The organism is Pseudomonas sp. YQ_5 (assembly GCF_043103305.1).
Taxonomy (GTDB): Bacteria; Pseudomonadota; Gammaproteobacteria; order Pseudomonadales; family Pseudomonadaceae; genus Aquipseudomonas; species Aquipseudomonas putida_Y.
Map to the genome: position 1 here is coordinate 34,955 of NZ_JBICJS010000078.1, position 12,496 is coordinate 47,450.

General features: G+C 56.2%; 12 protein-coding genes. 4 read left to right on the forward strand and 8 right to left on the reverse strand.

Translation table 11 applies throughout. From position 1 onward, the window contains the following. The first annotated feature begins 340 nt into the window (after positions 1-340). The gene (locus ACF8EA_RS18215; RefSeq protein WP_392522835.1) at positions 341-1,726 is read left to right on the forward strand and encodes a GntP family permease; all 1,386 of its coding nucleotides are present in this window, start codon (positions 341-343) and stop codon (positions 1,724-1,726) included. Between the two features lie 64 nt (positions 1,727-1,790). On the opposite strand, the gene ACF8EA_RS18220 is transcribed toward ACF8EA_RS18215, so the two are convergent. From ACF8EA_RS18220 to ACF8EA_RS18240, 5 genes are all read right to left on the reverse strand, one after another. Beyond that, positions 1,791-2,018 carry a hypothetical protein gene (locus tag ACF8EA_RS18220; protein WP_014755271.1) on the reverse strand — a complete coding sequence of 76 codons (228 nt, stop codon included), beginning with the start codon at positions 2,016-2,018 and terminating at the stop codon, positions 1,791-1,793. Beyond that, positions 2,011-2,139, reverse strand: coding sequence for a hypothetical protein (locus tag ACF8EA_RS18225; RefSeq protein ID WP_256559744.1), 129 nt, complete (start codon positions 2,137-2,139; stop codon positions 2,011-2,013). The genes ACF8EA_RS18220 and ACF8EA_RS18225 overlap by 8 nt, the downstream gene beginning before the upstream one ends. 595 nt (positions 2,140-2,734) lie before the next feature. Then, positions 2,735-3,202 carry a helix-turn-helix domain-containing protein gene (locus ACF8EA_RS18230; protein ID WP_392522837.1) on the reverse strand — a complete coding sequence of 156 codons (468 nt, stop codon included), beginning with the start codon at positions 3,200-3,202 and terminating at the stop codon, positions 2,735-2,737. Next, positions 3,199-4,554: a type II toxin-antitoxin system HipA family toxin gene (locus ACF8EA_RS18235; protein ID WP_392522847.1), complete on the reverse strand. Its 1,356-nt coding sequence runs from the start codon at positions 4,552-4,554 to the stop codon at positions 3,199-3,201. The genes ACF8EA_RS18230 and ACF8EA_RS18235 overlap by 4 nt, the downstream gene beginning before the upstream one ends. Before the next feature lie 311 nt (positions 4,555-4,865). After that, positions 4,866-5,708, reverse strand: a complete 843-nt coding sequence (locus tag ACF8EA_RS18240) for a LysR family transcriptional regulator (RefSeq protein ID WP_176685559.1) — start codon at positions 5,706-5,708, stop codon at positions 4,866-4,868. A 102-nt stretch (positions 5,709-5,810) separates the two neighbouring features. Here ACF8EA_RS18240 and ACF8EA_RS18245 point away from each other — a divergent pair, with 102 nt between their 5' ends. Next, a complete protein-coding gene (locus ACF8EA_RS18245) occupies positions 5,811-6,200 on the forward strand; it encodes a 4-oxalocrotonate tautomerase family protein (RefSeq protein ID WP_392520459.1) in 390 nt (129 codons plus the stop codon). Between the two features lie 376 nt (positions 6,201-6,576). Here ACF8EA_RS18245 and ACF8EA_RS18250 read toward each other — a convergent pair whose 3' ends face one another. After that, the gene (locus ACF8EA_RS18250; RefSeq protein ID WP_392522839.1) at positions 6,577-6,966 is read right to left on the reverse strand and encodes a hypothetical protein; all 390 of its coding nucleotides are present in this window, start codon (positions 6,964-6,966) and stop codon (positions 6,577-6,579) included. Beyond that, positions 6,959-8,359 (reverse strand): PAAR domain-containing protein, encoded by a 1,401-nt coding sequence (locus ACF8EA_RS18255; RefSeq protein WP_392522840.1) that lies wholly within the window; start codon positions 8,357-8,359, stop codon positions 6,959-6,961. Before ACF8EA_RS18255 ends, ACF8EA_RS18250 begins: the two co-directional genes overlap by 8 nt. Before the next feature lie 583 nt (positions 8,360-8,942). Here ACF8EA_RS18255 and ACF8EA_RS18260 point away from each other — a divergent pair. Then, positions 8,943-9,798, forward strand: a protein-coding gene (locus tag ACF8EA_RS18260) for an IS5 family transposase (RefSeq protein ID WP_392522841.1) whose coding sequence is annotated in 2 segments (ribosomal slippage) — positions 8,943-9,292 and positions 9,291-9,798 — 858 coding nt in all. Because the reading frame shifts where the segments join, the coding sequence is not laid out codon by codon here. 431 nt (positions 9,799-10,229) lie between these two features. Continuing rightward, a complete protein-coding gene (locus ACF8EA_RS18265; protein WP_392522843.1) occupies positions 10,230-11,084 on the forward strand; it encodes a hypothetical protein in 855 nt (284 codons plus the stop codon). Between the two features lie 177 nt (positions 11,085-11,261). Here the strand turns inward: ACF8EA_RS18265 and ACF8EA_RS18270 are convergent, their stop codons facing one another. Next, complete coding sequence (locus ACF8EA_RS18270) at positions 11,262-12,089, reverse strand: hypothetical protein (protein WP_392522845.1); 828 nt, start codon at positions 12,087-12,089, stop codon at positions 11,262-11,264. Between the last annotated feature and the right edge of the window lie 407 nt (positions 12,090-12,496).

Here is a 12,496-nt window from a genome sequence, read left to right on the forward strand (position 1 = left end):
GCGACGACCTTCACTTGACAGTGTTCCACGGCAGCGCAAATACTTTGGCCAGATTCATATAGATGACCATACAACAAGGTGAATCAACCAATGACCATGCTGCCCAAGCGCCCCGTCGCCACACCGCCGCCCACCGGCCTCAGCGCCACGCCTCCCTGCTGCCCACCTTCCGTTACCAGGCGCCCGCCTGTGAGCGGCAGCTAGCGCAAAGCCGCGTCCCCTTCCTCGAAACCGTAGCAGCAGCCCAACGGCAGCCACCTGGGCATGCCCCGTGGAAACGCCCGTCACGCCTTCAAACCCTGAGTGCAGCCCGAGCGCCAGCCCAACCGAGACTCCTTGAATGACCCCCTTAGATATACAGCTATTACTGACGGCACTGGCCAGTGTTCTGGTGCTGGTGGCGCTCATCGTTTCGCGCCTGAAAATGCATCCGCTGCTGGCCTTGCTGGTGGTGTCCATTGGCGTGGGCTTCGCGACGCATATGGCGCCAGGCAGCATCGTCTCCCACCTGCTCACTGGCGCCGGCAAGACACTGGGCGCAGTGGGGGTGGTGATTGCGCTGGGTGCAATGCTCGGCAAGATCCTGGCTGACGCTGGCGTCACGGAACAGGTCGCGGATGTCATCCTCAAGCGCACCTCCGACCGCATGATCCCTTGGGCCATGATGCTGGTTGCCTTCGTCATTGGCATCCCCATGTTTTTCGAAGTCGGCCTGGTGATCATGCTGCCGCTGATATTCAGCGTGGCGCGCAAACTGGAAAGCAAGGCGCGCTTCAAAGGCTCGCCGTATGTGTATGTAGGTGTGCCGGTCATTTCGGCGCTTGCCGCCATGCACGGCATGGTACCGCCGCACCCAGGCCCACTGACCGCCATCGCCGTGCTCAAGACCTCGGTTGGGCCCACCATGCTGTATGGCTTCCTTACCGCCATTCCGGCAATGATCCTGGGCGGCCCGCTGTACGGCATGTTCATTTCACCGCGCATGAACACGCGGCCCGATCAGGCATTGCTGGACCAGTTCACACTGGCTGAAAAAGCCGATGGCCAACCCCGCCCCGGGGTAATGGTCGGCATGCTGGCCGCATTGCTGCCGGCCATCCTGATGCTGGTGCATGCCGTCGCCGAGATGCTGCTGCCCAAAGGCAATGCGCTGCTGGAACTGGCCAGTTTCCTGGGCAACCCGCTGATCGCCATGCTGCTGGGCGTGCTGTTCGCTGGCGCCAGCCTGGTGCTTGCGCGCGGCGGCGACGCCGAACAGCTGCGCGATGCACTGGGCAAAAGCCTCAAGCCAATTGCCTCGATCATCATGATCATTGCCGGTGGCGGTGCCTTCCAGGAGATGCTGACCAGCGCCAAGGTAGGCGATGCCATTGTGCACCTGACCCAGCAATCTGCCTTCCCTCCCCTGATCCTGGGGTGGCTGATCGCGATGTTGCTCTCGGTGTCTACCGGTTCCGCCACGGTCGGTATCGTAGGGGCTGCCGGCTTGCTGGCACCGCTGGCAGGTGCAGACCCCAGCCTCAACCTGCCTTTGCTGGCCTTGTCCATCGGCTGCGGTTCGCTGTTTTTCAACTATGCGAACCATGCAGGCTTCTGGATGGTGAAAGAATCCTTTGGCATGACCATGGGCGAAGCCACCAAGACCATTTCGGTGGTGCAGTCCATCGTGGCGGTGGTCGGGCTGATGGTGGTGTTGATGTTGAATGCGGCCATCACCATAGGTTGAACTCGAGTCAACGGGGGCTGCACAGCAGCCCCAATCTGGCCCCACCCTCGAGCAATGATCTGGCCTAACGCTGCAGATCCTGCTCGCTTCGTTCCATTACCTTCCCACACTGCTCGCTGGCCAACCGGCTGATGATCCGGATCGCCTGATGGATACCGGCCGTGTTGCGAAAACTCAGCCGCGGGTTGTGTTCGCACTCGAGCATTTCGTCGTGCTGGACCAGGGCCTCGCCTAGCAGTTCAAGGGTCCAGGCGTAGCTTTGGATGGTGGAGAGGCGTTCTTGGTCAGACATGGCGGGCCTCCGATTGGACGGAGGTGAAGAAAGGTTTGCCGACGGTGAGCTCACTCAGGGCGGCCGAAGAACAACGGCGGCGAACGGATACGCGGATCTGTAACGGGTTTACGGTGGTCATGCATGAGTTCCTTTCGTGATGGAACTGCCACCGCTCGCGGCCAAGCAAGTTAAGGTGGCAGCAGTACGCGGGTTGGCCGACCGGGACGAAAGGAGCCCGGCACACCCGAAGGTGTCCCGCGCACCACCGCCATAACGCAACATCGCGGGCACAAAAAAAGCGCCTGCGATGAAGATTGGGCGCTGATGCGCCTTTCGATTCCGACCGGCCAAGGTCGCATCGCCGATGCTTCGGCGACGTAGGGACTTTATTCCTGGGTGGCTGTTTTCGCAAGTTTCTCGGGGCACGAATAGCCAACGCGCGCCGTAGGAAAACGGCTTGCCACAGGTCATATGTACTTCCCAGGATAAATGCGGTCCGTGTAGGAGCTGGCTTGCCTGCGAAGGGCTGCGCAGCAGCCCCATACTCCGACATGACTGGAATAATCCTTCAGTGGCCTTCAGCAGACTAGGCCAGGCGCAACATGCGATACCTGGCCCAATCAACACCCTCGCCTACCCCTCCAACTCCTGGCCATCGCGTTCCAACACCTTCCCACACTGCTCACTGGCCAACCGGCTGATAATCCGAATCGCTTGATGAATCCCAGTTGTAGTTATTCCTGACTGCTTTTCCGTGCCCGTGGCGATGCCGGCCTCGACACTGCCTTCTTCGCTTTGACTGCCGCAGGGCTTTTCCCTCGTTTCGGGCCGCCCCCCACGTAGGAACTGGCCAGCGGCGCGGCCACAGCGATTGGCCCACCAGCCTTCAACTGGCCGACAGTGTTGCCGACGAGCGTTGCAGTGGGCTTATCTTTGGCAGTCATCACCATCCCCATCCGCACACCAAAGAGACGCAGTACGGCCTCCAAAGTGCTGAGCTTCGGATTCGACTTCCCGCTTTCCAGTTCGTACAGGCTTTTCGTGGACATCTTGCACATGGCCGCGAAGGTCTCTTGGTCAAGCCCGGTGACTTCGAGCCGTAGGCGGCGGATGGATGTCCCGATTGGATCGAGCCCCGCCGCGTTGCGCTTGACGATATCTTCTACGAGCTGGGCGCGCTCTTCAGGCTGTAGTTTTTTCATCGCAGTCCCCACTCCACGAGTCGCTTGTCCAGGTTATTCACGGGTAGAGAGGCTGCATTGCGCATCGATTCGGGCGCATCGGTCAGCAGATCGGGCAACGCCCTGAATGCCTCAGCCGCATGCATCAACCGTTGCAGCAGGACATCGGGATCAGTGTAAGCAACAAGCTCAGCGCAGTTGTCGCGCCAATTGGAAGACCCCTTGCGCTCTGCCGCCCACTTCGTCGTCCGTGTGATGCCCTCTTCATCGAGGATCATTGGCGCGAGGTCATAGATTGGCGCCAAACGAAACCTCCCACCCACACGCATGATGGAAGTGTTGCGGCCGTGATTATCGGTGTTCCCTAGAATGCGGTTCAGCAGATCGCGCCGCACGTACTCGAACACCAGGTCGTCCACCTCATCCTGCTGGCCGTTATCGATCCATAGACCTACCAGGCGGTGAACAACTTCGGCATGCGCCATCGGATGCGCGTAGCCGGTAATACCGCAGATCGAGTACACCGACTCCAGCGGTATCCGCTCCACCACGCCATCCACTACTCGGCGATCAAATCGTGGCATCCAGAGGCTTGGCTTCAATGCCTCTTCAAGCGCCAAGCCATCAGTGGCAACCGTATCAAGGCCGAGGGCAGCAACCGCCTTGTAGTAATGAAACTCTGTTCGCAGGATGTCTTGGTCGCGCTCGCCGCCTCGATTACGCGCGAACTTAATCAGCCAGTGACGGCACGCCTGGTCATCGGGGAGCATCGCATCAGCATACAGAGCACCGCCGTGGGCTTCGGTCATGACCAGCTTGGGGGCTTGCCCGTTGGCACCGGTAGCACCGCCCAACGCCGCGCCGGTTTCATAGGCGTACTCAAGAAATTCGTTCGTTCTGTCCACGACCTCAGCACGCGCGAAAGCCTCGTTCCGATCCGGCTGAAGGCCTTCCACCGATTCCTTGATGCGCAGATGTCCAATAGGCGCCGGCGTGAAACGTTCCAGAAGGTACAGCCCCATTTCCACACCTTCGGGCTTAAGACGCCCATAGCGGGATTCAAGAGAGTCCTTGGCAGCACCAGAGGGAATGATGTCGTAGAGGAATGCTGGATACCCTTTGACGTCATGGTGGTCCCAGTTCAACGGAAGGTTAACGCTTAGGGCGAGTTCGCAACGATCTTCCATGCGATCAACGTTCGCGATGATGTAGTCGCCGTCGTAGGCGACAAGGCACCTTCCATCAGCAACACGCTCGGGGTTCTCAACCGTGAGTGTCGCTGCATCGCGCCATGCACCATCGGAGAAAGCCTGGATCGTGAGTCTGAGCGGCATCGCGACACCATTAATCAGTACTTTAATGCTGATTATCATAGTGCGCATGGCAGGAATCGGCAATATTTTGCTGATTAAAAGCTTAATCGCTGGAAAACCGGCACAACACTACCGATTATGCATTCACAGCGCGCGGGAGGGGGCTAGAGGAGTTGCTGCACCTGGGAAGCAGGAACTGCCTGGGGTTCGGCCTATGAGTGATAGGACCATGTTTATTTGCGCTGGGTCAGGTGGTGGATGGCACGGGCTTCGATGCCGCACTTCGAGCAGAAGGCAACCTGGATACCCACGGGACAAAGGCCCAAATCTATGTCCTTTAGCCTGACACCATGAACGCCTCGTCCCCAACCCTACGCGAGATAACCCTGCAACAATCGCCGCACATTTTCTACCAGCTCAGATTCCCCCTTGCGCGGTGGAAGCAGCAAGAACCTGGCCTGCGCCAACGCCGGCAGTCCAGTCCTGTAGGGCTCCACGCCGTCCGGTATGGCACTCGCATTAAGGCACGCAATGCCAAGCCCTGCCCTCAATGCTGATTGCAACCCCGCCACACCTGAGGTCGAGTAAACGATCTCGTATTCGACATGGGCGCGTTCCAATATCTGGCAGCTGTAGTCCGACAATCCACATCCGCTGATCGCGAGCAGTGGCAGCGGCTGCCCAGGCTCTGGGACCCAGCCTGCAGCGGCAACCCACTGCAGGGGTTCCTGCCTCACCTCGAAGGTGTTGGCTGTGGGCAAGCGTTCGTTAAAACACATGGCCAAGCCGATATCCAGGTAGTCACTTGCCTGATCCATTTCCAGGCTCTTTTTCATCACCACATGAAGTCGAAGCCGTGGGTGCCATTCACGTAATTTTTTCAGCAGGCCAGCAATGTCGTCGGGGCGGAAGTAATCGGTGATCGCCAGGCGTATCTCCCCTTCGAACTGTTCGCCTCGGACATCGGACAGCGCCCGCTCGCCCAGGGTGAGGAGCTGCCTGGCGTGGCGTACAAGGCGTTCACCTGCCGGGGTTGGGCGAACGCCTTGCTTGCCTCGGATGAGCAAGTCGACGCCGATGGCGTCTTCCAGCTTACGCAGCTGTTCGCTGATGGCGGAGGTTGAGCGAAACAGGCCAGGCGCGGCAGCAGAGATGCTGCCAGCATCGCAGACCGCCAAGTAGACGTGGAGCTGGGCAAGGTCGAAGTGGTACATGCAAGTTCCGGATAAACAGGAAGATAAGGCCTGATATTCCCGCTTTTTGGGATCGTGTTCAAAGGCTAAGTTACAGGCAAATCACTTACGAGGATCACCCAAATGCCTGGTATCACCTTGACCTTATCCGGCGCGCCAGATGCTGCGCTGGCGTCGCGCCTCGGTCATGAGCTGACAGAACTGACTGCTCGTGTTCTGGACAAGCTGCCATCGCAAACGATGGTGATCGTTCGGTTCATCGATCCTGGGTTGTGGTTCATCGACAGTGAGTCACTTGAGTGCTTGGGGCGAAATAGCTTTCGCCTGGAGGTCACGATCACCGACGAGACGACGACAGTGGAGCAGAAACGGCGTTATCAGCGTGAGTCGTATGATTTGCTTTCGCAGCGCATCGGGAATGTGCACCCGCATTCGAATGTTCACCTCATCGAGGTGCGTGCTACGGCCTATGGTTATGGCGGGGTGCCGCAGGCTGCGAAGCTCTGGGGTTGAGAAAGGCAGCAGGGGATGGATGCTTGGGGCTGGAGTGGGTGTGGATGGCACGGGCTGCGCCCGTGTTCGCAGGACACAATCTCCCACAGAGGGAGGGCTGACTTTGAGAGGCTCACTTCACATTGGATCGGGCGGGTGTGGCGGTTCGAGATACAAAAAAGGCCTGCATCGCTGCAAGCCTTGATGTCTGGTGCGGAGACAGACGGACGGTTGTTGGGCGTCAGGGCCCGGTTTTCACGGGGCTGGAATTTGGTGGATTTATAGACGTACCTCATAGGGTATCTATAAAAAAATCAGCTATTTATGGCTTTCAGTGGAATCGAATCGGGACTTGCGAAGGATCCAGTGAGAGCTACGACCTCCGTGGCATCAACGTTCACGCCTTGATGAATCCATAGGTCACCCACATCCAAGCGAAGCCAAAGGCCGTCAGCCACGTGGATACCTGTAGAGCCAACTTAAGTTTTGCAGGGAAGTTTTCTAGTTCTTCGATGTCCAGATGCCCTCGGCGCATATGTACGCCAGGCCAAGTGAGTATTCCACAAAGAAACGTTATCAGCAGCCACCGAGCGCCAAAGCGCCGCGTGCCCAAAAAAAGTTTCATTTGCTCCAGGCCGGGATGACTTTGGATAGCTGAGGTTGCAACAGTGAAATTTCTTGTACTCGCGATGAATGCACTGACCGCACAACCGGCCAACGCGATCACGAACGGACACGCCAGCATTATCCACTTCAGCCACACGGGCCAACTCTCGAACTCAGTCATAATGTGATTCGTAGATCAGCTCGCCCATTTGCTCACCGCCCTCCGCACCGGCGATGCTCCCAGCAAAAGCCCCTCCCCCGACCAGCGCAATGCCACATACCGGCGCCCCGAAACCCGCGGTACCAGCAGAGAACACCCCACATACAGCGAGCGCAGTGATCCCAGCAATCTTGCCACCCACGATCCCTCCCGCCAGCCCCCCAGCGAAAGCACCTGCCTCAGACAAACGAATTTTTTTGCAGTCTTCGGTTTCCCCTGCACGGCAGGCCTCTTGGACTTTCAGATAGGAAGATGTACCACCTAAGCCAATTCCGACATGCCCACCATACCGAAGGTACTTACTAAGCTTCGCCACTTTGTCCAAGTATGTGGCGTACCCAGGAATCTGCCCTGGCCCACCGGCTTTTGACCAATGATGCACAAGGCTCTTGGTCGAGATATTCAAGCTTTTCTTCAGCCGCTCGTAGGCCCCTAGATTCAGATGTTTATTTAGAAAAGTCGCCTTCAGCTGACCATCTAGCTGCTCCAATAACAGCCGTCGTTCGGCGAAGAACGATGGACTATTCAGATGGCCATGGCGCAGAAATTCTTGCTGATGCAAACGCTCGATGTTGCCAAGTGTGCTGCGAAGCTGCCGGAGGCCGTGGTCCATCATGTCCTTACCCACACCCATGGAGAGACTGGCGTCACTAAGCAGTCCGGCAATTTCAGCCTGATACTCCATCATGAAATCTGACTCGGCAAAATCGAGTACAGCCAAGGAACGTCGCGCGCGCTCGGCGGCCGCCATGAGTTGGCCCTCCTCCTGGGTGCAGGCATAACCGTTATCCGGATCGCCGATGACGAAGATTTCCCCTGCCTTGAACCCCTGCTCGAAAGTCGGGTTCAGGCGTTGCAGGTACGAAATGGGCAAGGTCGAATCATGGCTAGCCAGTTCCAACAGAATCTGCGGGAACGACATGCTCCGGGGCACCACATAGAATCCCGGCTGCATCTGCCCTGGCAATCCGCCAACCATGGCGTGCGAAGCCCCTGCCAAAGCGCTAGAGCTCCCAGGGCCAGCGGGTTTGAGGCTAGTGCGTACGGCAACCGGCAGCCGCGGCGGGGGCATTTCCCCTAAAGGCGCCACCACCCGGTTGCTACCCTCTGGGCAACCGCAATCAACTAACGCGCCATCCATCGCGACTGGCTGGCCATCCGAGATGAAGTGCCACACCCCTTCGACGACCTTTCCTTCCAGCCCGCAAAGTGGACAAGGTGTGGTGGGATCCCCCATCCTCAGGACCATTCGTCCCTCGTCGAGGTAACCTTCCCCGGTGGCGATGCAAATCGCACCTGTGGTGGTCACATCACCGTCTACTGCTTGGCCAAGCCCATCCAGACTGACGCGCATTTCAGAGTCCCTTGCGAACTGTAGGAGCGAAAGAACCTAACAGCTAAGAAGGGGCAAATGAGGCCTCGAGCAGCTAACGAGACGATTCCTACGAGCAACGCGGATTTAGGACTAGGCACGACCTAGCGGTTTGAGAACGGGACAGCGGGAACAAAAAAGCCCGCACAAGGCGGGCTTCTATTGGTGCCAGGTAGCGAGAAATCGCCATAGGCCAACTGATTCTGGTGCGGAGACAGGAATCGAATCAATGCTCAACCGTATGAATCTAATCAGTATTGTTCCTCAGACTAGAAGTCTCTATCTCTAAAATTATCCTCAGCCGATTTCCTGGGTGAGAACCATCTTGAAAAAGCCCTGGCGAGATTATGGAAAGCGCTGAAGGGTTCTGCGACCCATTCCCCAACCTTAGCCTTAGTCGCTTCTCGCGGATGGCAGTTACCAACCATAGCCGCCGTTAGTGACGCACCGAAATCGACCAGAAGCAGTCCTTAGGCTCTGTACGAAACCCCGAGAAATCCAATCGCCGCGCCTTGAACGCCGAGATTTGAAGAGTCCCCCGCCATCGACGGAAAGGAATTCTGTGATGGCAAAGCGGTACAAACTCTCGGACGAGGCCTGGGGAGTAGTCTCCGATCTCTTTATGGAACCCCATGGCCGAAGGCGGCCGCGCCTGAGCGATCGCCTGATGCTTGATGGCGCGCTCTGGGTGCTCTGCTCGGGTGCTGCGTGGCGAGATATGCCGGAGCGTTTCGGCCCGTGGTCAACGGTGTATCAACGGTTTCGGGGCTGGCGAAATCAGGGGACGTTCGATCAGATGCTCAAACGCCTGCACCTGAGATTGAATGAGCAAGGCTTGATCGACCTGCAGACCTGGATGATCGACTCAACCGCAGTACGCGCAAACCGAGCCTCTTCTGGCGCCGGGAAAAAAGGGGCCTGACGAGCCTGCCGATCACGCTTTAGGCCGCAGTCGTAGCGGCCTGACAACCAAAATCCACATGCTCTGCGACGCCAATGGGAGACCGTTGCGCTTCCTTCTCTCTGGCGGTCAAGCCAGTGACATCAGCTACACCCAGCTACTGCTGGACGAAGTCAGCATTCCATCGAGCCAACGTGGCCGCCCGCGCAAACGCTGTAAATGGCTGCTTGCTGACAAGGGCTACGACGCCGAAGCGCTACGCCGTTACTGCGATCAATATCGAATGCAGACCGTCATCCCGTTGCGATCAATGAAGCGAAAACCCAAGCCTGGCTTATCCAGGCTGTTTGATCGACCTAAGTACCGACAGCGCAACATCATCGAGCGTACGTTTGGCTGGCTGAAAGAAAACCGCCGCATCGTAACGCGCTTCGACAAGCTCGCGAAAAGCTATGCCGCCATGGTCTCACTGGCCTGTTGGATGCGGTGTTTGCGACATCTCTTTTCGTACAGAACTTAAGGACAAGGGAGTGAAGAGGTTCACAGTGATACTCGAGCAGCGGAGCTCTGATGAGAAGGCAGCTAAGAGCAGTGTGAAGGCCACGGCCAAGCCCGATACCGGCACGAAGGCCAAGCGCTCATCTAGTCGGCAAGGCAGGACGTTGAGATTCGACAAGGAGTGACGGCCAAGCCCTTGGTTGTCGAGGGAGGTGTCGCCCATGGCTCGTGTTCGTCGCTGCTTCGGGCACGGAGTGGCCGCCTGGCTGTAAAAAGGTCAGGTGGACGCCCCTCTTGGTGGTGGTAGGGAGGGCCGTCGCAGTCAAGCGGGGTGATGTCGAAACAGATTGTCTGCGCTGATAGCATTCAGCTATGATCATGCGATTACTTATCAAATGCACTAGAGCGTCCCTTTAAGGGCGTTAAGTACTTTCATTGCCTGGGCCGCTGTAAATGAACAAGCCGATTAAAGCTCCAAAATTACGTTGGTCGCCCCTGTGGTCTGTCGAGATTCTTATCTGGATGGTTGTTCCAGTTTTGATGTTATTTCGTCAGACTTACTTATACGGGCATAACGCTATTGACTATTTTGTTCAAGAAAGTTTTGGACAAGTGATAGTGGCGACGCTATTTGTCCTGTTCCCAATATTTTTTAAGCAAATCTTTTCAAGCTTTCCTCTGGAGTTTTTGCTGAAAGGTAAGGCTTTCCAGCAGGCTCCTGTCGGCCTAGAACATACTGCCCCGCCCAGGGCTGGGGATGGTTCAGACGGTAGCCATGCAAAGCGTTCTCGGTTTTCGAGCGGAACAGATCTTTTATTTGATCAAGCTGAAAGCTCCCGAAATTTGGCCAGAAGCATTTATGGGCGTGCCGGCGTATATCTACTTCTTGGTATATTTGTGGCATTTTCCGGCCTTGCTTTTTTCTATATTCAGACGCCCATTCTAAATGAGCCGGGTCAGCTCATCGATAAGCTGCTGCTTTTGGCACCGAAGTTTGGGATATTGTTCTTTATTGAGTTTGTTGCTTTCTTTTTCTTGAGACAGTATCGATCGGCTATGGATGAGTTTAGGTATTACGAGTCGATCGCAAGAAGGCGCGAAGAAGTCAGCGCGCTGCTCATACTTTCAGCTGAATCCGAGCCGAAGATTAATCTGATGGAGCTTCTGAAAAGCGACTGCTACTTCTCAAAAGTTTCCGCACTTGAGAAAGATCAGTCTACAGAAATCCTTGAAGCCAGGAAGCTGGAGAAGGGCGAGCTTGAGCTACTAGGGAAAGTCGTTGAATCGGTTGTCAAGGCAAAAGGCTAGGGTCCGCTAACTTACGGACGCTAGTGGTAAGGCCGAGGGGGCCTAGCGAGACGAATGTGATGTGCTTCCTCTGCATGGCCGCTGGAGGGAGTTAGCACCTACCCAGCAGAGTAGGTGCGTATCCTATTGCAGAATCGTCGTTGCCGTCGAATGTCACAGAGCGGCTAAAGGAAAAACTTAAGCCACTGCCTTGTTTGTCAACCTTGCATCATAGATGGGCAGGGTGGCGCGTTTTAACAAGGCTTGCACAAAGAAGTTCAACGAGTTCTTGGAGCACTTTCCTTTTCGACGCTCGAGGTAAAAATCCCGCGAGGCTCTCCAGGCCAAGGCAGCCATGCCAAAGACTACGGCGCAGTAGATTGCAAGGATGATGCTGGTAACAGTGTAAGCTGTGAGATTGTGAAGGTATGGAGCTGCTTGCGCTTTCAAGCTTTCATTGTTGTCCAATATCCTGAATGTTGCGTTCATCGCGAGCCCGACGAAGCCAAGGGTGAAGAAGCCGCGAAACAGCTTTATGCTGAAAATGTGGTTAATGATGCTTTCACCTAATGTCAGCGCATTTTCTTTAAAGCTTTTGCTAAGAGCAATGACTTTTTCGAGGTTTTCTACAATTTCTAAGTAGGAAGCCTCGGAGGCATTAATGTGCCGCTTTAGCCAAGCACTCTTATAGTCCTCTAGCCTGCTGCGGGAGTAGGTTGTCTCGTTACCCAGGATGCCATGCTTTTTGAGCATAAACTGCCGGTATTCCGGCTCGTATCGGCGTGCGAGTAGGTAAAGAGCGATTAGCTCGAACATAGCGGCAATGAGACAAAGGGGCAGGGTTAGCTTGGAGTCTGCGACCTGAGCAGCAAAAGACCCAACCATGAAGATAACGGTTAACAGGATGAAACCGATGGCGAGCTTATAGGTCTTTGTCTTGGGACCCGACGCAATCGTGGATGGGCCGAAGGCAAGGTTGTACTTCATTGCAACTGTTTCGATTTTTTCTAACGTTAGAATTTCCATTGTTCTCTTGTATTACATCCATTGTTGCAACCATGATTCTAAATCAAAGCACTTAGTGACAGCCCTGATGAGTGACTGTTCACGGTACCTTACCGCACCTCGCCAGATCTGTCAGCGCTGTATCCCATGCCAGGTGTAGGTCTCTGCCTCGGGCCCTGGGTGGCCGCCTGGCTCTCAACTGAATGTGTTCTGGGGGCCAGAGGGCGTTGCGTAGGGAAGCGGCCCTTTTCAGCAAACTCAAAATGACCTTGAGCCTGTTCCCTAATTGCCATCTAAATTTTAATGAAGCGCTGACCGTTGAATCGCTCCTGGTTTTGTAGACGACGGATGACCGCTTGTGGCCGAGAGCTGAGGCCCGGTTGAAGGTGGGTTGCTTAAGATGCCTATGTCATACATCTGGCAGGTAA